Here is a 22,845-nt window from a genome sequence, read left to right as displayed (position 1 = left end):
GTTTTCTAATCCGTTTTATAAATACTAAGCTTTAAGTACTAAGATTTATCCAATACTTCTTCTGCATCTTCCGAAATGATGATGTCGCTTTTATGCTTTTTAGGAAAGTTGAACAAAAGCGATGTTATTACTGGTATAATGAATATGGCTACTGTAAAAATAGACACGAAAAGATCTGTTTTTTCACCTTCTATAGCATGCGAAACAGGAGATTCGGGATAAAAATGTGTAAATAAAGATGAGGTAAGTTTAACACCAAGAACCCCGATTACTATAAAAGCAACTGTTTCTAAAAAGGTAAACTTCTCCATTAGTTTTACAAATGCCTGCGCTACAAAACGCATGGCAAGGATACCGATAAAAACACCGATATAAATTAACCAGATATGATCGGTAAAAGCAACCGCAGCAAAAACATTATCAATTGAGAAGGCTAAATCCATTACTTCTACCAGCGCAACGGTTGCCCAAAAAGTACCAACCAACCCAACGGTAGATTTATAAATCCAGCTTTTACTTTTATCTACTTCCTCTTCTTCCTCGTTCTTTTTGCTGCTCTTTTTTCTAAAATAATCGAAGGCCAGGTACAACAGGTATAAACCACCAAGTGGTTTCAACCACCAGATTTTTACCAGCCATGCCGCGAGGAATAAACAGATCCCCCTGAAAACATATGCACCAATAATACCATACTTTAAAGCCTTTTCTCTTTGCGACTTTGGCAAATCCATTACCATGGTAGCCAAAACTGCTGCATTATCAACCGAGAGCAAACTCTCAATCACAATTAAGTTTAAGATAATTAATAATCCGGCCTGTATATCGTCACCTAAAATCGTGTGCAAAAAATCCATTGAGTGAGTGTGTTTTTTAAATTAAAGTTTTAGTTAGACAACAAAGAAACAAAATTTTATCATTTCCGCTGTCTCATTCAGTTTTATTTATTGAATCGTTTTACGGATTAGATACTTAATCGATAAAACTGTTACGTACAGGATTGAAATTTATTAACGGGTTTACGCCAAATTTCACAACCTTTCGCCACCCTGAATCTATTTATTAGCAGTTTTTATTGTTTTAAAGGTCTGATAACTACTTCGTGGTCAGCGTCTTTCTTGCTAAAAGATGCTGAAATAAGTTTAGCAGGACGATGAGGTGAAATAAAAATGAATTTGTTATGCACCCCTTATCAATCAGTGGTTAACTGATAAATAGCACCCTTTTCTCCGGCCAGTAATACTACATTACCTTTTTTTGCTTTTTGAACGGCATTAAAGCTTTTATCAGCAATATGTTTCCAGTTTAAACCGCCATCCGTAGAAATATCGGTACCGGATGTACCTGTGGCAATTAATGTTTTCGCAGTGATGTAGCTTACGGCAGAACGAAAGCCCAAAACCGGACTAACGGGCTTATGCCAGGTTTTACCACCATCGTTACTTAAAAGTACATTATTTGCATTTTCCTTAACTTTAATATAATTGCCGCCTACAATAATACCTTTTTTCGCATTAAAAAAATCGATAGAGAAAGGTCCTGTACTTTTTTCGCCCTGTAAAATAGGACATTTAAATACCTGCCAGTTTTGACCATAATCAGGAGAGAAATAGATATTAGAAACCGTTCCGCCGGTGGCAATCCAGGTTTTACCATCTGCTAATGTTTTAATGGTAGTACCACTGGCCGCAAAACTCGCTTCGCCTTTGGCCATTTGGCTTTTTAGGTTTGCAGAAATATCCTGCCAGGTTTTACCCGCATCTATGGTTTTAAGCAATTGCAGTTTATCATTTATCGGATCACCGAAGATTATACCCTTGTTTTTCTCCCAAAAACTTACTCCATCCAAAAATATGGCAGAATCGACGTTTTTATAGTTTTCTGTCCAGGTTTCGCCCCCATCTGTTGTTTTAAGAATATAAGCTGGTGATGCAATACCTACGATAACAGCATTTTGCGCATCAAAAGCTTCAATATCCCTGAAATCGATTTTCTCATAACCTTTTGGTTTTATCCATTTCCAGGTGGTTCCGCCATCGGTAGTTTTACCCACCGAGCCGTTGCTCCCACTAACCCAGGCAACCTGATCTGAAACAACACTTAAGCCACGTATACTGGTTTTGGCACTTTCATTCAATGGTTTTATCGAATACGACTGTGCGGCGCAAAAAAAAGGTGCCAATAAAAGGCACCATAAAATTTTCTTCATCTATATATTATTTAACCCGTCTGAAAGTTTCCGATCTGCCTAAAAGTGAAATGCCTACATAACCACGGATGTTTAGTACGTCAGCACTTTTTAACGTCATGTTGCAGCTATAAGTTTTACCACTTTTCGGGTCATATATTGTTCCATCAGTCCATTTACCATCATCGTAAACAAAATCTTTAAGGATTTCGAGATTTAACAAAGCACGTTTCTGTAAACTGGCATCAGGGTTTTTAATATCCAGTTTTGGTTTACCATTGATATTAGGTTCCTTTATCCATGCCAGTTTTCCGAAAAACTTATCGCCTTTTTTATAGATTTCAATCTGTCCTTCTCCTGATGGATTAAGCCATTTGCCTACAATCGCATCTTTATTTTGTGCAAAGGCAGAAAATGATACCGCTACAAAGAGCAGCATTAAAAATGGTAACTTTCTCATATTTTTATTTCTAGTTAGTTTTTAAAGATAATTAATTAAGCTTTATATCGAAACACTAAATAAAGAGAAAAAGTATAAGAAAGTTTTAAAAACCCAAATTTACTTAGAAATGATTGGTAAATACTTAGCCCTGTAAGCATAAAACAGGAATAAGTTAAAGAGTAGCATTACTGCAACCATTGGTAATTGTTTCGGACCTAAAAATGCATGGTAAAGAAAAATGTTTAAGGTAACCGGAAAAATAAGGAGTGCAGCTAAAGGCGCAGTACGGCCAATAAGTAAGAGTACCCCACCTATTAACTCTGTAACCTTAATTAAGGGCATTAAATAAACTGAGGCCATTACCCCAGACATAAATGTGCTTTGTGCGGCCGACATTGCCGGAGCATCTTTAGGCATTAAATGGAGAAAAAAGCTTACGGATGCAAAAAGATACATGGCGCCCAAAAGAACGCGAACAATAATAACTGCAATTTTCATGGTGCTTAAAATTTTGGTTTATATAATTAAAAATAATAATTTATTAGATTATTTTATTAGTGCTTTGCTCAGGATAGTTAATTGGTTCATCAAGTCGAAAAGTCTAAATAAGCTAACTCTTTCATTAGATTCTGAAACAAGTTCAGGAGGACGATATATAATGAATGAACAATGCTATGGTTTAGTGCCAATTATTTATGAACCATAAACGAAGAGCCATGAACTATTAACCATTGACTATGAACCATTGACTATCAGCTATGAACTATCAACCATGAACCATTAACTATGAGCCATTGACTATGATTCATCTGCAAAATAATTAGGACTCAAGACTTCCGACTCAAGACTATTTATAATCATAATTCACCATCCACTGAATACCGAATTTATCAGTTGCCATACCAAACAGTGCGCCCCAGAAAGTTTTTTCCAAAGCCATGGTTACCTTTCCACCAGCAGAAAGGCCATCGAATAGGCGTTTTGCTTCTTCTTCGCTTTGTGCATCAACTGATAATGAAATACCAGTTCCAAAAGTAGCTGCCGGCATTGGGTCGGTGATATCTGTTCCCATTAAAATGTTGCCACCAATTGGTAAAGCGATATGCATTAATTTTTCCTGATCGCCAATTGGCATACCTTCACATCCGGGCGAATCTTTATAGCGTTGCACCACCGCAAACTCGCCTCCAAATACTGATTTATAAAAGTTAAATGCCTCTTCGGTATTGCCATTAAAGTTTAAATACGTGTTTACTGTTGCCATTGTTTTGTTGTTTTATCTTGTTAAGACTGGTTATTTATTATTTGTTTAATTGTTACACTAGTTGTTACCCTGAGGGATAATATATTTTATCAAATCAATATAAATGACAGGAGATAATGTTGGTAAATCGCTTCAAAGTATCGTCATCCATTAGCTATAGGATGCAAGAAGGAACGACGAAGCAATCTTTCATGTTTGGTAACCCAGCGATAAAGATTGCTTTACTGTAGTCCGTTAATAGTAGCGTAGTCGAACGGCTGCTTATCATAAGATTCTTCGCTACATCCAATCTATCACATCTAAATGAACAAGTACGGTTACGATACTAGCTTCGTCAACTTAATATCCATCCAGTCCACCCATTTTGTACCGTCAAACTGCTCCCAGGTACCTTCAATCGTATTGTGTTTGAAATTCCCTTTAAAACGTTCCTTATCAGCAAATATTAAAATGATATCATCAAAAATTTTAAGCGTAGCTATTGAAATATTTCCTTCATTATCGAAGGATTGTGACCTGAATACATCTTCCATGTCATCATAAAGCATAATCTCCAATGCCTGTACCTGCCTTTTACCGAACACTACCTCCACCCGATGAGTTAAGAAAAAACCTCCTTCAATCCATTCGTAAGTATCTGTTCCGGTAATTACTTCACCTGTTTTTGTTAAACCATCTGTTTTCCATTTACCAATATAAGGATTTAGCAGATCGAGTTTATTGTTTCTAACCATTTAGTTAAGTGAATTAACGGCAAGCTTTTGGTAAATATTCTTTAACTGGTGCACATGCCGCTGGGTATGATAAATTACAAAATAAACAGCCTCTAACCGTGTAAGATAACCATAGCCGGGCAATTTGTACGAAGCACAGGTTTTGGTTAAATCCAACCCGGTTACCGCATTAGATATTCCTGCTCTGATCTGCTTTAAATTTTGCAGTAATGCCAACTGGTTGTAAGCTTTATCTTCAGGGTAGATCTCTTTTGGCGAATTATACTTTACATTAAAATTTAAAAAATCCTTCTTTATTTCCGCTACCAATAAATCGGCAGGCTTATCTGTTTCTGTTACCGGACCATTAATTACCTGTAAAAATCCATTGTTAGCTAAAACGAGGTGCTCTGCCAACTGCCCTGCAGACCAGCTGCCTGCATAAGGGATTTGGTTAATTAAATTTTCTTCAAATTCCGAAAAAACACGCTCCAATGTCAATAATGTTTCACTGGTTTCATTCAATACCTTTTCCATAATTACATATAATTCATTCCAGCGTAGCCCAATAACCTGCGCCACAAAGCAATCTGCCCGATACAGTTGGCCTCGCGGTAGGTGGTAAAACCAATCATTTCAAACAGCGTAATTTCCATCCCGGGCATACTCAGTTTCTCTTCTAATTTTTCATCTGTAGCCTGGGTTAAAGCATCTTGCAATTGCGGCGAAATGCTTTTCCAATCTCTAATAAGTGCTTCCAATGATGGATAATCAGCATCATCAACAATGCCTTTGTTATTGGCAAAAAGTTCGTCGGTTATGGATGGCAGGTTGATACCGAATGATTTAGCGAGGAAATAACGGCCCTGCACAATACTCCCTGTAATCCACGCAATATGGTTGGCATTGGTATCCAATCTTTTTTGCTTATCCTTTTCCGCTATGCCATCAAGCGCCCTTAATAAAAAATCTGTATGCATTTCGTACAGCACTATAAAGCCATACATTCTGCTACTTGTTGGGGTGGTTTTCATATCGTTTATATTTAGCTGATGAAAGTAAAATAAAGTTAAAGCTAAATGCAGCTGCACAGCGTTGCCGTAAAAGTCAATCTTAAGGGGCATTTCAGACAAATTTTATATATTTACGATACCTAAATTTTTAACCAAATGATACAAGTAGGTGTTTTACTGCCCAAAAACTTCCGTTTATTAAGCATAGCGGCCATTTTAGACGTATTTGATACCGTTAACGGATTTTACAGGAAAGACGATCTTGAAATTCCATTTAACATTAGTTTAATCACATTAGATGATAAAGATTACCGTTTTAGCGATCATCCATGCGTGCCTTTACAAAAAGCGACGAACCTTAACCTCATTCTTGTACCATCGTTTGCAACTAATGACATTAAAGATTGTATTGCTGTAAACAGTATATACATACCATGGTTAAATAAACAGCACCAGGCGGGGGCAGAAATTGCCACCTTTTGTACCGGTGCTTTCCTGCTTGCGGCATCCGGCTTGTTGGATGGCAAAGCAGCTACCACCCATGTTGATGCCTGCAGTGCATTTACCTCGGCTTTCCCATTGGTAAATTTAAAGGCCGATAAAACGGTAACGCAGGATGGCAGATTATTTACCAGCGGAGGTGCAACCTCCACCTTCCATTTATTGTTACATCTTTTACAGCTTCATTGTGGAAAGGACATGGCCGTTAAAGTGGCAAAAATTTTCGCCATCGATATGGACCGCGTAAACCAATTGTACTTTAGCACCTTTCAGCCTATCCGCCACCATAATGATGATCTGGTAGCTTCGGCGCAAGAAAAAATAGAAAACAATTACCAGGATGTAGCCACAATTGAAGAAATGATTAAAGATATTCCATCGAGCAGGCGGAATATTGTGCGCCGGTTTAAACAGGTAATTGGCATTACGCCTATCGAATACCTCCAGCAAACCCGAATAGAAGCGGCAAAAAAACTCCTGGAGCAAACTGCACAACAGATGACGGAGGTGATTTACAACTCTGGCTATAACGACCCCAAAGCGTTTCGAAAAGTGTTCAGAAAATCAGTTGGGATGACACCAACGCAGTACCGCGATAAATTTCAGGCAAGGTAAAAACAGATAATATTAGGCTGAGATGGCCGAATAACTATAAATGAATGTTTAACTATACAAATAGTTTTCAACATTAAAATAAAATATGTTAATAATTAACATAAAATAAATGCACCACCATGCATAATTTAAGATAACTTAACGTTATAATTACACTAACCAAATAACTATTTATATGAGCACATTCCTTTTAATCACCGCGGCATTTTATATTATTTCCTTTGGATTAATGTTATACTGCTATTTCTCCGCTGAACAGATTTCCAGTGAAGACGAAAATTTTTAATCAGTTCTATTTCCCGTCATCAAAATTAACGTCTCCCTTTAATTAAAATACATTTGGCTTTCTCACAGAAAGACAATAAACTGTATGGCCAAACTTAGTCCACGTTCTTCTTTAAAAAATAATTGATTATTTATTTGCGATCCACTTAATTAAGTAGGGTGCTGCACCAGTGTACCATAAAACTGCTGAGATTAAAAATATAGCAATCAGGATCCACAGAATTGGCCATCCTTCAAATTTATGCTTTGAAGCCGGGATATAAGACTCATCAAGTTTATTATGGTCATTGTCCATCCTTTCACCCCTTTTTTCTGGTTTCGGATTAGATATATTGCTCATAAAATATTTAGTTAGGAATGCAAACTTAAGCTATAAACCTATAAATCAAAAATTAGTTTTAACATAAGTATAATTTAATTTCAAAAAGAAATTGAAAAAACTCAGAAAGCTACACAAAACAGCCCTCATTTAGTCAAATACTAACAAAAGCCAAATTCTTTGCAATTATTTTAAATACAGTGATCAAAATATAGGCTAAAAACCTGTAGCATAGTGAAGTCAATTTATTAAAATAAGGCCTTCGGGTATTTTATTGTTTGGAAAATGCCTGCTGGTATTTTAACGGGGTTTTGCCAGTAATTTCGCGAAAGTATTTATGGAAACTGGTAAAGTTGTAAAAGCCGCAATCGTAACAGATTTCTTTTACCGTAAGGTCGTTTTCAATCAGCAGTTTGCAGGCTTGTCCCACCCTGATTTCGTTCAGAAACTGTGTATAGGTTTTTCTGCTTTTGGTTTTAAAAAACTTGCAAAAGGAGTTGGGACTGATTTTCGCCACGGCGGCAATTTCTTTCAGTTCGATTTTATTTTTGTAGTTGCTAATGGTGTAATTGTAAATAGATTGAATCCTGTCTTTTTCATTCTCCAGGAAATTTGGTTTAAAACCTAATGAAACCAGGATACTTTTCTCCTCACAGTTGGCTATTTCGGTTAAAACCTCCAACAGCTTGATGATGCGCATGGTACCTGTAGCCGCAATAATCTGCGGCATTAAAGCAGCGATCTTTGTTTTAGAGGCACCCTCCAGTTTAATTCCCTGTTTAGATTGTGCGATAACTTTTTTGAGTTCCTGATTCTCGGGAAGGTCTATAAATTCCTTTCCCAAAAAATCTTCTTTAAAATGGATCGCATATACATCAACGGATTCATCGGTTGTTTGCTCAAAAAACTCAGGATCGAAACGCCAGTAATGCGGCAAATTGCTCCCAAGTAAAACAACATCGCCATCACTAAAATTTTTAATGCTATCACCGATAAACTGCGTGCCCCTACCCTTTTTGATGTAGATTAATTCCAAAGCAGAATGGTAATGCCACAGGTTGTTTACATCGGGCATAATATCTCTTCGAGCACTAAAAGAATCTACCGTATTGGTAGATACATTAAGTAAATGCGGTTTCATAAATTCTTAAAAAATCAATCTAATATGCAGTAATATTTCGCAATGTATAAAATTGAGACAATATCATTTAATAATTAGATCATAAAGTTAAATTTTTATTAGCACTTATCGGCTTAATTTGTAAAGCAACATCTCACCATCCTAGGCAGATTTTGCTTAACCAATACCATAACCAAATCAAATATGAGCCACACCACATCAACAAATTTTAAAGTCTCTGATGTACCAAAGAATGGTAAAGGATACTTATTTCCATTAATTTTGGTTACCAGCCTTTTTTTCTTTTGGGGCTTTGTACACAATCTCGATCCGGTATTAATTCCGCATTTGCGTAAAGCTTTCCAATTGAATGTTTTCGAATCTACATTGGTCGATTCTTCGGTGTTTATCGCTTATTTTCTTTTGGCCTTGCCTGCAGGTTACATCATGCGGAAGTATGGTTATAAAAGCGGTATCATATTGGGGTTGGTATTGTTTGCAATTGGTTGTTTATTGTTTATACCCGCGGCAAATACGGCACAATACATCTTTTTTTTAGGTGCCCTTTTTGTAATTGCATGCGGTTTAACCTTTTTAGAAACAGCAGCAAACCCTTACGTTACAGTATTGGGACCGCCAGAAACAGCTACACAGCGTTTAAACTTTTCACAATCTTTTAATGGTTTAGCAGCATTTTTAGCCCCTGTTTTAGGCGGCAAATTTATTTTTACCGAAGCTAAATACACTGATGCCGAACTGGCTAAACTGCTTCCTTTAGAAAAGCAGGCTTATGTGCTCGAAGAGGCTTCTACCGTGAAAGCACCCTATTTAATTTTAGGCATCCTGATTATTGTGGTTGCTGTGCTGTTTATTTTTACTAAACTGCCCGATATTAAAGAGGAGGAAACTGGAAATGAAAAAAGTTCTTTTGGCCATGTTTTAGGGCATAGGCATTTACGCTGGGCCATTATTGGGCAGTTTTTCTACGTTGGCGCACAGGTTTGCGTACTCAGTTTGTTCATCAGTTTTATCACATCATCTGCAGGAATCAGTCAGTACGAAGCGAAATGGTATGCCAGCGCGGCGGGATTAGCCTTTCTGCTGGGCAGATTTGCCGGTACGTTTTTTATGAGATTTGTTGCTCCCCACAAACTGTTAATGCTTTATGCCATCATCAGTGCAGCACTCACCCTGGTGTCCATTTTTGCAACCGGAATGATAACTGTGTATGCTCTAATTGGAGTAGCCTTTTTTATGTCGATCATGTTCCCTACCATATTCTCGTTGGGCATAGCAGGTTTAGGTAAAGATACCAAACTGGGTTCGTCGTTAATTGTAATGTCGATTGTTGGAGGAGCTTTTTTACCACCGGTATTGGGTTTAATATCAGATGCCACACACAACATACAATACGGCTACCTGGTACCTTTCGTTTGTTTTTTAGTGGTATTTTATTTTGGATGGAAAGGCTGGAAACCCAATCATATAGAAAAAGAAATAAGTATAGAAGTATAAGTAACGATGAAAAAATTAGTCATTAAGATTAACAGTGCAGATAATGTTTTGGTTGCGTTACAGGATTTGCCAGCACAAACCACAATAGTTTACGATGGGCATACCTACATAACCGTTGAAGAGATTGCAGCAAAGCATAAATTTTTTATGCAGGATATGAAAGCGGGTGATGAGGTTATAATGTATGGTGTTTTGGTAGGTAAGGTTCAGTTTGATGTGAAAGCAGGCATGCGGATGAATGTAGAAAATACCAAGCATGCTGCCGAACCCTTTGCGTATCGCAATGTTAATTTTATATGGGAAGCACCCGATGTAAGCAAGTATGCGCAAAGGAGTTTTAATGGCTATCACCGCAAAAACGGAGCTGTTGGTACAGCAAACTACTGGCTTTTCATTCCAACGGTGTTTTGCGAAAACAGAAACCTTGATATCATAAAGGAATCGTTATATAGCGAATTGGGTTATGCTGTGGATGCTCAATACAAATCATACACACACAAACTCGTTCAGGCCTTCGAAAATGGAGAAGACATTAACAACATCAGCTTTGAGCCTAAGGTAAACAGCGCCAACCGCACTTTTAAAAATGTAGACGGGATTAAATTCCTCACCCATAATGGCGGTTGTGGCGGTACCCGGCAAGATTCGGATACGTTGAGCAAGCTATTGGCCGCTTATGCCAACCACCCAAATGTAGCGGGCATTACCGTTTTAAGCTTGGGCTGCCAGCATTTACAGGTTGCAGACTTTAAACGTGATCTTTTTGCGCTTGACCCTCATTTTGATAAACCTCTTTTAACTTTTGAGCAGCAAAAAGCACAAAGTGAAGAACAATTGATTCAAAATTCGATAAAAAGTACCTTTGAAGGATTAATGTTTATTAACCAGCAGAAACGCGAAGCAGCACCTTTAAGCAAATTATGTGTAGGTGTAAAATGCGGTGGCAGCGATGGATTCAGCGGAATTTCTGCCAATCCTGCCGTTGGTTATTGCGCCGATTTATTGGTAGGCTTGGGCGCGAAAGTTTTGTCTGCAGAATTTCCTGAGTTGTGTGGTGTAGAGCAAGAGATGATCGATAGATCTGTAGATCGACCAACGGCAGAGAAATTTATCCGCTTAATGACAGAATATGACGATTTAGCGCATAAAGTTGGTTCGGGTTTCTACATGAACCCTTCTCCGGGTAATATTAAAGATGGTTTAATTACCGATGCAATAAAATCGGCTGGTGCTGCACGTAAAGCAGGTTCTTCGCCAGTTGTAGCTGTTTTGGATTATACTGAACCGGCAACCAAGCCTGGCTTAAGTTTGGTTTGTACACCCGGCAATGATGTGGAGGCCACCACCGGAAAAGCAGCCGCAGGCGCAACTTTAATTTTGTTTACGACTGGCTTAGGTACTCCAACAGGAAATCCGGTTTGCCCTACCATTAAAGTGGCAACAAATTCAATTTTGGCCAAACGCATGAGCGATATTATCGATATTGATACCGGCGCAATTATAAATGGGGAGAAAACCATTAACGAAATGGGGGAAGATATTTTAGAATACTGTATCAAAGTGGCCAGTGGTGAAGAAATCCCTAAAGCAGTACAACTCAATCAGGATGATTTTATTCCATGGAAAAGGGGTGTAAGCCTTTAGGTGATGGATAAGATCTTCGATATAATCTCAAAAGATTCATTGCTTATTTAAGTGAACGAATGTCATCATAAGCGTAGTCTAAGATCAATCTTTTATGGTTACTGAATAATAGTCTTCAATTACGCTCAAACTGACAATCATGACCTTCTTGCTATTAAATAGAACAACAAAACATTAACCAAATATGAATTTAAATTTAGACGGAAAAATAATACTTGTAAGCGGTGGTGCAAAAGGAATTGGTGCTGCTATTGTTAAGGCTTTGGCCATTGAGAAGGCGTTTCCAATCGTCATCGGCAGAAATGAGGATGATAATCAAAAAATGCTTCAAGAGGTTAAAGATTTAGGTTTAACAGCCGATTATTTCACCGCAGAACTTACCGCGCCCGAAAGCTGTAAAACTATTGTTGATGCTGTTTTATCAAAATACAACAGAATTGATGGTTTGGTGAACAATGCCGGTGTTAACGACGGTGTGGGCCTTGAAAACGGAACCTATGAAGCCTTTATGGAATCGCTGCATAAAAACGTAGTACATTATTATTTACTGGCCAAACATGCCTTGCCTGCACTAAAAGTAAGCAAAGGTGCTATCTTAAACATCGGGAGTAAAACTGCAGAAACCGGTCAGGGCGGAACTTCTGGTTATGCTGCATCCAACGGTGCCCGCAATGCGCTCACCCGCGAATGGGCGGTAGAATTATTGCAATTTAGCATTCGCGTTAATGCCATTATCGTTGCCGAAGCCTGGACTCCGCTATATGAAAAATGGATCGGTTCTTTCGAAAACCGGAATGAAAAACTGAAAAGCATTACCGATAAAATCCCATTCGAAAATAGAATGACAACCGTTGATGAAATTGCAAATACCGCTGTGTTTCTGTTGTCTGATAAATCAAGTCATACCACTGGCCAATTGATTCATGTAGATGGCGGTTATGTACATTTGGATAGGGCTTTGTTGTAAAAATCTCTCGGTCTGTGTTCTCACAGGCCGAAATGAAAATAAAGTTTAATGGTCTGTGAGGACACAGACCATGGATTTAACTACGAATTTATATTTATTTCATGCTTCCTCGGTCTGTGTCCCCACAGACCGAAATAAAAATAAAGTTAATGGTCTGTGAGGACACAAACCATGGATTTAACTACGGATTTATATTTAATTCATGCTTCCTCGGTCTGTGTCCCCACAGACCGAAATGAAAAACAAAGTTTAATGTTCTGTGAGGACACAGACCATGGATTTAACTACGGATTTATATTTAATTCATGCTTCCTCGGTCTGTGTCCCCACAGACCGAAATGAAAATAAAGTTAATGGACTGTGAGGACACAGACCATGGATTTAACTACGGATTTATATATTTCATGCTTCCTCGGTCTGTGTCCCCACAGACCGAAATGAAAATTAAGTTTAATGGTCTGTGAGGACACAGGCCATGGGTTTCCGTAAATAATCAAGTTGGGAATGAAACGTAACTAGCTAAGGAATATATTACTTTCTCTTCCTTTCTTCCAGGTAAACATACCATAAAAGCATAGTGGCGATGGTTCGGTAAGGTTTAAACTGATCAGCAGCAGCCAATACCTCATCTTTACTTGTACCCGCCGCCAGGCCCTTTACTTTTTTCAAAGCATTAACCGCTGCCAAATCACCTATCGGAAAAACATCGGTGTGGTGGAGCATAAAAATCAGGTAAATATCCACTGTCCAATCGCCGATTCCTTTAATTGTTTTGAGCTTGCTCCGGATGCTATAATCATCCATCTTTTCCAGTTCGCTTAATGATAATGATCCGCTGAGGAGGCTTTCAGCCAAATGGCGGACATAAACTGTTTTTTGTCTGCTAAAATAACAGTCTCTCAACTCCGGGTCGGTGAGTAATAAGAGCTTTGCTGGCGTAGGCTCACCTATTTTCTCTTTTAATTTATTTAGCGTAGCCAATGCGGAAGCCAAAGAAACCTGTTGTTCTAAAATGATATGTACCAACGATTCAAAGGTATTGGCCCTCGACCAAAATGGAGGATAACCATACTGATCTAAAATGGCTTGCAGATCTGCATCTCTGTTGGCCGTTAAATCGCAAAGTTGGTGGAAGTTGGCTTGATCAAAAGTTTCGAACATGAAAGTGATTTTATTCAAATTAAAAGCAAGAGTCAATTTACCACCGCCAACAAGTTAGCCTTAACAGCCAGTTGCCACAGATAGCGTTTGCAAGCTACATATAACTAAGAATTGTATATTTAGATGTATATCTAATAAATAAACGCCTTGCAAAATATTGCAAGGCGTTTATTTTTGGTACCCTCTCGGAGGAATACTTTGAACACTTAAGTGCTTTCTTACAAGTCCTCGGGCCAATTGTTGATGACTTAAAGAGCAAGCGATTTATATAAAAATCTAGTTTTTCTAAAAAGTGGCAACCGTTGTACTAAAAATTTAGAACACAAAAACTTGGCAAATATGAATGAGAGTAGTTTTGCTATTTTTCGATGACAAGGATGAACCAATGAATTCGACTGGAGATTTCGCTAGGATTAATCAAGTCATTTTGGAACCTAAGTGCACAAACCAATTAATTTAAGCCCTTTCCGCCAATTCAGTAAAATACAGGCAAACAAGACTTTAAAACAATTTTATTTCTGGTAAGACGGGGTCAATGTACACAGGTTTATTCACCAAGGATTGAAAGACAAAAATCGAGGCGTTTTGAAAGAAAATCTTGATTCCCTGAAACAGAAATTCTTTACCTATCGCTACTTCTTGCTCCCATACTCCAGTTCTGATTTACTGAACTAAAGCTTTAATAACTCTGTTTTTTTTTGAAATCAGTTGGACTCATTCCGTACTTACTTTTGAATAGTGTTGAAAAATATGTGGGTGAAGATATACCTATTTTGAATGCAATTTCCGAAATTGAAAGATCTTCATTAGCTAATAAATAACTTGCCTTTTTTAACCGTCGATTTAAAATATAGTCTGTGATGCTACAATTTAATAGCGCCTTAACCTTTCGGTAAAGCTGGATTCTCGATATGCCAATCATCTGGGCAAGCTTATCCACACTAAGTTTCTCATCACCAAGGTGATGTTCCACAAATCCTGCAAAATCATTTAGAAATTTTTTATCAAGAATGCTTAAAAATGTTTTTTTATCATTTCCAGAGCTGATATCGCTTACATAATGCTCTTTTAACAACATACGGTTCGAGAGCAGATTTTTTACGTTAGCCAAAAGGTAATCGAAATGAAAAGGTTTGGTCATATAGAGATCCGCCATGCTATTGATTCCATCTATCTGCTGCTCCGGACTTCCCTGAGCAGTTAACAAAATAAGCGGGATGTGAGAAGTTCGGAGATCTGTCTTGATTTTTTTTGCGATTTCCTTTCCCGACATGCCAGGTATTATCACATCAGAAATTATGATATCGGGGATTTTCTCAAAGGCTTCATTAAGTCCCTGGTTCCCCGTACTCGCTGTATATACCTCATAATGGTTTGAAAATTTCTCCACTAGATACTTTAATAAATCTGAATTATCTTCAATAATCAATATGGAATATTCCTTGATATATTCGGCTATGGGATTAACCTCTCTATCTTCTACGACCAAATCTTCTGTGATGAAAACTTTCACCTGTTCGGTTAATGAAGTGATGCGGTCTGCCTCTTCTAACACAGAAACCTCAGCAGGTAGCTGATTACCATACGGCATTGTTATTGTAAATGTACTACCTTGCCATTTGCTACTCTGAACATCAATAATACCACCGTGCAAATGCACCAGCTCCCGAGTGAGGGAAAGCCCAAGACCGGAGCCTCGTGACTCGCTTGTATTAGATTGATAAAACTGATCCCAGACTTGTAGCAATTCCTCCTGGGTCATTCCAGTTCCATTGTCAGCAACTGAAATGATGAAATGATCATCATCAGTAATCAAGTTCACGTTAATCCTTCCATGAGCGGGCGTAAATTTTAATGCATTACTTAGGAGATTAAGGATGATCTTGTCGAATATATTTAGATCAAAGTTGGCGATAACATCAGTTTTTGGGGCTGAAAACTTCAGGGTGATGTCTTTTTTCTGCGCTCCGTACCTGAAGCTTTCTACGATTTCATTTAAGAAAGACTGAACACTATTTGAGGTTGGATGAACATGGAATTTTTGATGCTCTAGCTTTCGATAATCAATGAGTTCGTTAATTAGTTTTAGCAATCGATATGCATTTTTTTGAATCCTGTTAAGTTCCCGTTTTTGCTCACTATGTATTTTTTCACTTTTCAGTAAATCTTCCAGAGGAGACAAAATCAAAGTGAGTGGAGTTCTGAATTCATGGGATATATTGGTAAAAAAATTTAGTTTTGCTTCAGTTGCAGCCTCAATCTTAGCAGATGCATCGATCAGTTTATTACGTTGATCCAATATTTGTGTATTTTTCTGCTCAAGACTTTTATTAATTTTTCGATTCTCCACTAACGAGAAAAAAGCTAAACCTCCGAATATTACCGCCAATACGAGGGTGATCACGATGACATTGAGTACTAGTTTTTGATTATCATAAATTCGGAGCTGATCCGCTAGAATCGTTTGCTGACGTTCGATATCTCGCTGTTGACTGGAGACCTTGGCCCATTGTAATTTCATGAGTTGCACTAAAGAACTATCAATGACTAAGCTTTGCAAAATATTTTCTTTTGAAAATGTTTCTTTATTCAAAATTTTAAAAGCAATACTAATGGCCTCTTTCCCTCCTGTTGGATAAAGCACGCTAGCGGCAATTTTCCCATCACTAATGAGTTGCAGCCCGCCGCCTGATCCTGGAAGTGCATCTACCCCAATTACCTTAATGTTCTTTGAATCCTTATGTTGGCGAAGAAAATCTTCTGCACTGGCGGCCATTACGTCGTTATGTGCGAAGATCGCATCAGCTTGTAGTATTGCATCTTTATTCTTTTCTAATTCTTGAAAGGTACTATTGGCAATCCAATTTCCGTAAACCTGAGTTATCAGCTTTATTCCCGGTGATTTGTGTAATTCAGTATTAAAACCTTTGTCACGCTCCATTGCGGGTGAAGATCCCGGCAGGCCCAAAATCTCCACCACTTTGCCATTTCCTTTGAGCAGCTTAGAAATATACTGGCCCGCCATTCTGCCAACCTGAAAATTTTCAGCGCCAACATATGCCGTGTATTGAGAAGAAGATGTTTTCCTGTCGAGCACAATGACAGGAATACCCATATTATATACTTTTTCCACGACATCTGTCAATGGTGACGCTTCATTGGGAGATATGATTAAAATGTCAATATGGTTATCGATTAATTCTTTAACCTGCTCGATCTGTTTTTTGCTGCTGTTGTTCGCATCCCTATAAATGAAATTGGTGCCTGAGCGAAGGGAAAGTTCCATTTTCATCTCTTCCAGCATTGTCTTCCTCCACAAATCCGATCCTACACATTGAGAAAACCCTATCGTAAATTTTTTCTCTTCATGATTTTTGGTACAGCCAGAGAAAAACAGGATAATGGTCAGCATCAGAAACCACAGTTTTGATGCCTGAATAAAAAATAGTTTCAAAGATATTTGGTTATTCATTTACTAAAGCTATATATATCTTTTGGATAATGGAAATGAACCTCAAGCAGGCTCTTGATACCATGTAACCAGATTTAATATTCTATGTTACAATATTTAAAGTATACAGTATAAGCGACCAAATCAAAGATACAATCAATTAATAATCAGTAACTTAATTAAATGTATTTTTTTTAACGTTTTTGAAAGATTTTTAATAGTTGGCTTTAGCCATTTGGCCTAATTTGCAATCATTAACCAATAATAAACTTTTTATGAAAAAACATTCTGTCCTCGCCTGGTCGATGGTTGTGGCCTTAGGTGGCTTTTTGTTCGGCTTTGATACAGCTGTAATATCGGGTGCTGAAAAATCGATTCAGCAGTTCTGGAACCTTTCGGCTTTTGCACACGGCCTTACAATTTCCATTGCCCTTATCGGAACGGTGATTGGCTCTCTTATAGGCTCTCGTCCTTCAGACCATTTCGGTCGGAAAAACACGCTTTACTTTGTGGCATTAGCTTATCTATTGTCCTCGATTGGAACAGCATTAGCCGATAATTGGTATGTATTTTTAGTATTTCGCCTACTTGGAGGTCTTGGGGTGGGCATCTCATCCGTAACTGCTCCAATTTATATTTCCGAAGTATCACCTGCGCACAGAAGAGGTTCGTTAGTTGGTCTTTTCCAGTTCAATGTAGTTCTGGGAATCTTAATTTCTTATTTATCGAATTACCTGTTGAGTCAGGGAGGAGATACCTCCTGGAGATGGATGCTTGGTGTACAGGCGTTTCCATCGATCGTCTTTTTAGTATTGATTTTCTTTATACCTGAAAGTCCGAGATGGCTTATTTTAAAAAAGGGTGCTACTGAAAAGGCTTTGGAAATTTTAAGGATCATCAACCCATTGAACTGCAATGAAGAACTGGCATCCATTAAACAATCCAGCCTTGGTTCAGTTGCTGGCAGCAAACAGGAAGGGTTATTTTCAGGCAAATACAATAAACAGGTTATTTTAGCTGTTTTATTCGCTTTCTTCAACCAGGTCTCAGGCATAAATGCGATAATTTATTATGCACCAAGAATATTTGAGATGGCTGGTCTGGGTGCGCATTCTTCCCTTCTTTCTACTGTAGGTATTGGAATGGTGAATTTTGTTTTCACGTTACTGGCTATAAATATTATCGATAAGGTAGGAAGAAAAACACTGATGCTGATCGGTTCAATCGGACTAATTGTATCCCTGGGACTTGTTGCTGTAGCTTTTTTGAAAACGGATGCAACAGGATTTGAAATTCCATTTTATGTGATGCTTTTCATTGCCTTTTTTGCTTTTTCTCAAGGTGCAGTTATCTGGGTATTTATATCAGAAATCTTTCCGAATAAAGTAAGGGCAAAGGGCCAAACACTTGGAAGTTCTACACACTGGGTGATGGCGGCTCTGATTGCGTTTTGCTTTCCATACCTGGCAGAATCTCTTGGTGGCTCTACTATTTTCTTCTTCTTTTGCGCCATGATGGTTTTACAACTGATTTTTGTATGGAGAATGATGCCGGAAACGAAGGGAAGATCACTTGAACAGATTGGAGAAAATGTTGTTTTGATGCACTAAATAATATGAATACTATGATAAATAAGTCAAACTATAGCCCTACTCCGGCCACCTGTTATGGAGAAATTCTTTGGGATGTATTGCCAGACGGGCCACAGCCTGGAGGAGCACCATTAAATGTTGCCTACCACCTCAATAAGCTGGGCATGGGCACAAGCCTGATCTCCAAGATTGGCAGAGATGAAAACGGACAGAAACTATTCGATTTGATGGAAAAATGGGGAATAAATACTGGGCTTCTGCAGATTGATGAGCAATATGAAACCAGTCAGGTTATTGCAAAAATGAACAATGGAAATGAAGTGAGTTATGAGATCGTTTTTCCGGTGGCCTGGGATTTTATAGATCAAAGCGAACACTTTGCCAGAAACGCAAAGCCATCTAATTACCTTATATATGGGAGTTTAGCTTCGAGAAATGAAACCTCACGTAATACCCTTTATAATTTATTGGAAACAGATGCTATTAAAGTCTTTGACATTAATCTTCGCCCGCCATTTATCAATCAGGTTCAGTTAAGTCATCTGTTATCCAAAACAGATATTGTAAAGTTTAATGAGGCGGAACTTGGCATGGTGCAAATCATGTTTGGCGGATCACTTAAAGGAGAAACCGAGAAGGTAAAATTTATCCAGGACCGGTTCAAAATTCCAGAAGTTATTGTAACCAAAGGGGAGTTTGGTGCTTCGTACTATAAATATGATAAATCCTACAATGTTTGGGGAAATGAGGTAAAGGTTAACGATACCATTGGAAGTGGTGATTCCTTTTTGGCTGCCTTTATTGCCAGTCATCAAATGGGTCTGCCACCAAAAACCATTATAAAGAATGCAATCGGGATGGGCGCTTTTATAGCCACCAAAAAGGGGGGCTGTCCGGAATATGAGATTGAAGAATACAAAAAATTTACTGAACAAATATTTTAACCAAACTTAATACTAACCAAATTTTAATTTTATGAGAAAAATTTTCCTTACCTGGCTTTTAGCCTGTATGGTAACAGGCCTGGTTTTTGGCCAGACCAGGCTAATCACCGGCGTTGTCACCGACAATGAATCCGTGCCCTTGGAGGCTGTAACTATTGTAATTGTAGGTTCTCAGAAAAAAGTGACGACGGATGCCAATGGCAGTTTTAGAATCGATGCTTCTACCGGGCAGTCGCTCAGGTTTATTTATATCGGAGCAGAACCGTTAACCATTCCAATTACCGCAGAATCTACCAATCTTAAAGTTAAGCTTGACATCGCGATCAATAAACTAAACGAGGTTGTAGTTACGGGTTATCAAAAGGAACGCAAGAAAGACATTACTGGGGCAGTAAATGTTGTCGATGTATCTAAGATCAGGGACATCCCGTCTGGTAATGCGGTAAAATCCTTACAGGGAAGGGTTCCTGGAGTACTCATTACCACAGATGGTTCTCCAACCGGCCAGGCCAATGTCAGAATTCGCGGCATTGGTACCCTTGGTAATAACGATCCACTATACGTCATCGACGGTGTACCTACTAAGAACGGACTTGAACAGCTTAACCAAAATGATATCGAATCCATTCAGGTACTAAAAGATGCATCTTCTGCAACCATTTATGGGTCTCGGGCTGCCAATGGTGTAATCATCATCACTACAAAAAAGGCTAAGAAAGGTTATTCAAAGATCGACTTCAATGCATCGACATCCATTCAAAATTATGCAACGAAGCTTAAAACACTTAATGCTGAGGAACGGGGTCGTGCCTATTGGCAAGCAGCCGTAAACGACAAGGCGAACCCAAATAATAACCAGATTTATCAGTATGACTGGAACAATAATTTCAACAACCCGGTACTCAACAGTGTAATCTTTCCTGAATATATTGATGCGGCAAAGACTATGAAAGCTGCAGATACGTATTGGTTTGATGAGATTGCGCAAAATTCAATCATTCAATCCTATGACGCAGCGCTATCAAATGGCGGGGAAAAGGGCAACAGTCTCTTTTCGTTAGGCTATTATGACAACAAAGGTATCGTAAAGGGATCGCAAAGCCAAAAATATACGGCAAGATTCAATTCCGATTATAATTACCTCGATAATAAACTAAAAATTGGTGAGAATTTTTCGGCAAGCTATATCAGAAATGCCCAGATTCCGGCAAGCGATATTCTTTTCGCATCGCTCGTACAGCAACCTGTTGTTCCTGTATATACAGTGAACGGAGGTTGGGGAGGTCCTGCGGCAGGAATGACAGACAGACAAAACCCAGTTAGACTTATAGAAGACAATAAGCAGAATACCTACAATTTCTACAGGTTTTTTGGGAATGCATACGCAGACTACCAGATCATTCCAGGTCTGAACTTTAGGACAAATTTTGGTGTAGACTATAATGGGAGTTATCAGCGCCTGTTAAAGAAGTCATATGTTTCTGGCTTCTTGGCTGATCCTGCAAACCAGGTAAGCAACTCACAAACTTATCAGGGCAATATCATCTGGCAAAATACCCTGAACTATAAAATCACAAGGGATAAACATAACCTGGAGGTACTCGCTGGCCAGGAATACATCAAAAACATCAGCCAGGAGTTTTCAGCAAGCAGACAGGGGCTCGCGCTCGAAAATATCGATTATGCCTATCTTAATGCAGGAACTACAAATACCCTCAATGGAGGAAGTGGCGCCGGGAACAGACTGTTATCTTATTTTGGAAAGGTCAACTACAGTTACAACGATCGTTATATCGCCTCTGTAACCTTGAGGAGAGATGGATCGTCGCGTTTTGGTAAAGAAAACCGTTACGGTACCTTCCCTGCTTTCTCGCTGGGCTGGAGGATGAGTGAAGAAAAGTTTATAAAGGATTTAGGTTTATTTTCTGATCTAAAACTGAGATATGGCTGGGGCCGATCTGGAAATCAGGAAATCCCCAATAATGCCACACGCTCCCTGTATTCCGCTATTTACGGTACGGATCCAACATGGGACTTTGACAAAGGTACTGCATACGATATCACCGGCGCGGGTACAGGCCAGCTGCCGTCTGGTTTTGCCCTTATCCAGCAAGGGAACGATAACCTGAAATGGGAATCGCTTAGAGAGTCGAATTTTGGTCTGGACTTTGGTTTGTGGAACAATAAGCTTACCGGATCTGTTGATTATTTTATTAAGAAAACATCAGATATTTTAATCAGTCCGGCTTACCTGGCTGTACTTGGAGACGGTGGAAATAGCTACAGTAATGGTGCTTCGCTACAGAACAAGGGGCTTGATGCGATTCTTACTTATGAGGACAAAATTGGCCAGGATTTTAACTTCAGCCTGACCGGTAACTTTTCGCTTTACAGGAACAAGGTGACCTATTTACCCAAAGATGTATTGGCATCCTATCCTGGTAATGGCACAGATAAAAACGTATTAGGAAGACCCATAAACTCCTACTTTGGATATGTTGCCGATGGCCTATTTACCTCTCAGGCAGAAGTAGATGCCTATGCAAACCAACCTGGGAAGGGATTAGGGAGGATTAAATACAAGGATCTTAACAATGATGGGGTGATCAACGATCTGGACCGCGATTTTATAGGCGATAATAGCCCTAAGTTCACTTACGGATTGAATGTTTCCCTCAGCTACAAAAACTTCGATTTGAGTTTCTTCCTTCAGGCGATCAATGTTGATGTAGTAAACGATTTTAAGACTTATACTGATTTTTCTTCGCTTTGGACCGGTACAAACTGGGGCAGCAGGACACTTGATGCCTGGAGTCCTTCAAATCCTAATTCAACTATTCCGGCGCTCACACTGGTTGACCGCAATAACGAGGGCAGGTTCTCAACCTATTTTATAGAGAACGGATCTTACCTCAAGCTACGCAACCTGCAGATTGGTTATAACCTGAAAAAGGCACTGAACATGAAAATACAAAACTTCAGAATATTCGCACAAGGAAGTAACCTGTTTACCATCAAGACCAAAGCCTTTACCGGTACCGATCCGGAAATCCCTAATTATGGTTTTCCTGTTCCTGTTGTCGGAACTATTGGTGTTAATATCACATTGTAAAA

Annotated in this window: 19 protein-coding genes; 7 read left to right on the top strand and 12 right to left on the bottom strand. The window is 38.7% G+C overall.

The window, feature by feature from the left end; all coding sequences use genetic code 11:
- Positions 1 to 38: 38 nt before the first annotated feature.
- The 8 genes from ASE74_RS02970 to ASE74_RS02935 form a co-directional block, all read right to left on the bottom strand.
- Positions 39 to 854 carry a DUF475 domain-containing protein gene (locus ASE74_RS02970; RefSeq protein ID WP_055903906.1) on the bottom strand — a complete coding sequence of 272 codons (816 nt, stop codon included), beginning with the start codon at positions 852 to 854 and terminating at the stop codon, positions 39 to 41.
- A 335-nt stretch (positions 855 to 1,189) separates the two neighbouring features.
- Positions 1,190 to 2,206 (bottom strand): YCF48-related protein, encoded by a 1,017-nt coding sequence (locus ASE74_RS02965; protein ID WP_055903903.1) that lies wholly within the window; start codon positions 2,204 to 2,206, stop codon positions 1,190 to 1,192.
- Positions 2,207 to 2,213: 7 nt separating this feature from the next.
- Complete coding sequence (locus ASE74_RS02960) at positions 2,214 to 2,645, bottom strand: DUF2147 domain-containing protein (protein WP_055903901.1); 432 nt, start codon at positions 2,643 to 2,645, stop codon at positions 2,214 to 2,216.
- 99 nt (positions 2,646 to 2,744) lie between these two features.
- Positions 2,745 to 3,125, bottom strand: coding sequence for a DoxX family membrane protein (locus ASE74_RS02955; protein ID WP_055903898.1), 381 nt, complete (start codon positions 3,123 to 3,125; stop codon positions 2,745 to 2,747).
- Between the two features lie 349 nt (positions 3,126 to 3,474).
- Entirely contained in the window at positions 3,475 to 3,891 is a 417-nt protein-coding gene (locus ASE74_RS02950; RefSeq protein WP_055903895.1) for a VOC family protein, read from the bottom strand.
- A 317-nt stretch (positions 3,892 to 4,208) separates the two neighbouring features.
- On the bottom strand, positions 4,209 to 4,625 hold the full coding sequence (locus ASE74_RS02945) for a hypothetical protein (RefSeq protein ID WP_055903892.1): 417 nt from the start codon (positions 4,623 to 4,625) through the stop codon (positions 4,209 to 4,211).
- A complete protein-coding gene (locus ASE74_RS02940) occupies positions 4,626 to 5,141 on the bottom strand; it encodes a DinB family protein (RefSeq protein WP_055903889.1) in 516 nt (171 codons plus the stop codon).
- 2 nt (positions 5,142 to 5,143) lie between these two features.
- Positions 5,144 to 5,638, bottom strand: a complete 495-nt coding sequence (locus ASE74_RS02935) for a DinB family protein (protein ID WP_055904007.1) — start codon at positions 5,636 to 5,638, stop codon at positions 5,144 to 5,146.
- A 135-nt stretch (positions 5,639 to 5,773) separates the two neighbouring features.
- On the opposite strand from ASE74_RS02935, the gene ASE74_RS02930 reads away from it, so the two are divergent.
- Positions 5,774 to 6,733: a GlxA family transcriptional regulator gene (locus tag ASE74_RS02930; RefSeq protein ID WP_055903886.1), complete on the top strand. Its 960-nt coding sequence runs from the start codon at positions 5,774 to 5,776 to the stop codon at positions 6,731 to 6,733.
- 412 nt (positions 6,734 to 7,145) lie between these two features.
- On the opposite strand, the gene ASE74_RS02925 is transcribed toward ASE74_RS02930, so the two are convergent.
- Both ASE74_RS02925 and ASE74_RS02920 read right to left on the bottom strand, forming a co-directional pair.
- Complete coding sequence (locus ASE74_RS02925) at positions 7,146 to 7,358, bottom strand: hypothetical protein (RefSeq protein WP_055903882.1); 213 nt, start codon at positions 7,356 to 7,358, stop codon at positions 7,146 to 7,148.
- 250 nt (positions 7,359 to 7,608) lie between these two features.
- Positions 7,609 to 8,478, bottom strand: a complete 870-nt coding sequence (locus tag ASE74_RS02920) for an AraC family transcriptional regulator (protein ID WP_055903879.1) — start codon at positions 8,476 to 8,478, stop codon at positions 7,609 to 7,611.
- 183 nt (positions 8,479 to 8,661) lie between these two features.
- On the opposite strand from ASE74_RS02920, the gene fucP reads away from it, so the two are divergent.
- From fucP to ASE74_RS02905, 3 genes are all read left to right on the top strand, one after another.
- Positions 8,662 to 9,972, top strand: a complete 1,311-nt coding sequence (gene fucP, locus ASE74_RS02915) for an L-fucose:H+ symporter permease (protein ID WP_082458623.1) — start codon at positions 8,662 to 8,664, stop codon at positions 9,970 to 9,972.
- Between the two features lie 6 nt (positions 9,973 to 9,978).
- Entirely contained in the window at positions 9,979 to 11,616 is a 1,638-nt protein-coding gene (locus ASE74_RS02910) for a UxaA family hydrolase (protein WP_055903876.1), read from the top strand.
- Positions 11,617 to 11,800: 184 nt separating this feature from the next.
- Entirely contained in the window at positions 11,801 to 12,583 is a 783-nt protein-coding gene (locus tag ASE74_RS02905; protein WP_055903873.1) for an SDR family oxidoreductase, read from the top strand.
- 531 nt (positions 12,584 to 13,114) lie between these two features.
- Here the strand turns inward: ASE74_RS02905 and ASE74_RS02900 are convergent.
- A complete protein-coding gene (locus ASE74_RS02900) occupies positions 13,115 to 13,744 on the bottom strand; it encodes a DNA-3-methyladenine glycosylase (protein ID WP_055903864.1) in 630 nt (209 codons plus the stop codon).
- 679 nt (positions 13,745 to 14,423) lie between these two features.
- The gene (locus ASE74_RS02895; protein WP_055903861.1) at positions 14,424 to 17,216 is read right to left on the bottom strand and encodes a substrate-binding domain-containing protein; all 2,793 of its coding nucleotides are present in this window, start codon (positions 17,214 to 17,216) and stop codon (positions 14,424 to 14,426) included.
- A 254-nt stretch (positions 17,217 to 17,470) separates the two neighbouring features.
- On the opposite strand from ASE74_RS02895, the gene ASE74_RS02890 reads away from it, so the two are divergent.
- The 3 genes from ASE74_RS02890 to ASE74_RS02880 are packed head-to-tail and all read left to right on the top strand — an operon-like array spanning position 17,471 to position 22,843.
- Positions 17,471 to 18,805, top strand: a complete 1,335-nt coding sequence (locus ASE74_RS02890; protein WP_055904002.1) for a sugar porter family MFS transporter — start codon at positions 17,471 to 17,473, stop codon at positions 18,803 to 18,805.
- 14 nt (positions 18,806 to 18,819) lie between these two features.
- Complete coding sequence (locus ASE74_RS02885; protein WP_055903857.1) at positions 18,820 to 19,731, top strand: PfkB family carbohydrate kinase; 912 nt, start codon at positions 18,820 to 18,822, stop codon at positions 19,729 to 19,731.
- A gap of 31 nt (positions 19,732 to 19,762) precedes the next feature.
- A complete protein-coding gene (locus tag ASE74_RS02880) occupies positions 19,763 to 22,843 on the top strand; it encodes a TonB-dependent receptor (protein WP_055903854.1) in 3,081 nt (1,026 codons plus the stop codon).
- Positions 22,844 to 22,845 lie beyond the last annotated feature (2 nt).

Origin of the sequence: Pedobacter sp. Leaf216, assembly GCF_001421515.1 — a bacterium.
GTDB lineage: Bacteria > Bacteroidota > Bacteroidia > Sphingobacteriales > Sphingobacteriaceae > Pedobacter.
Note: the sequence above shows the minus strand (reverse complement) of the source record. Positions and strands in the feature narration are given on the sequence as shown.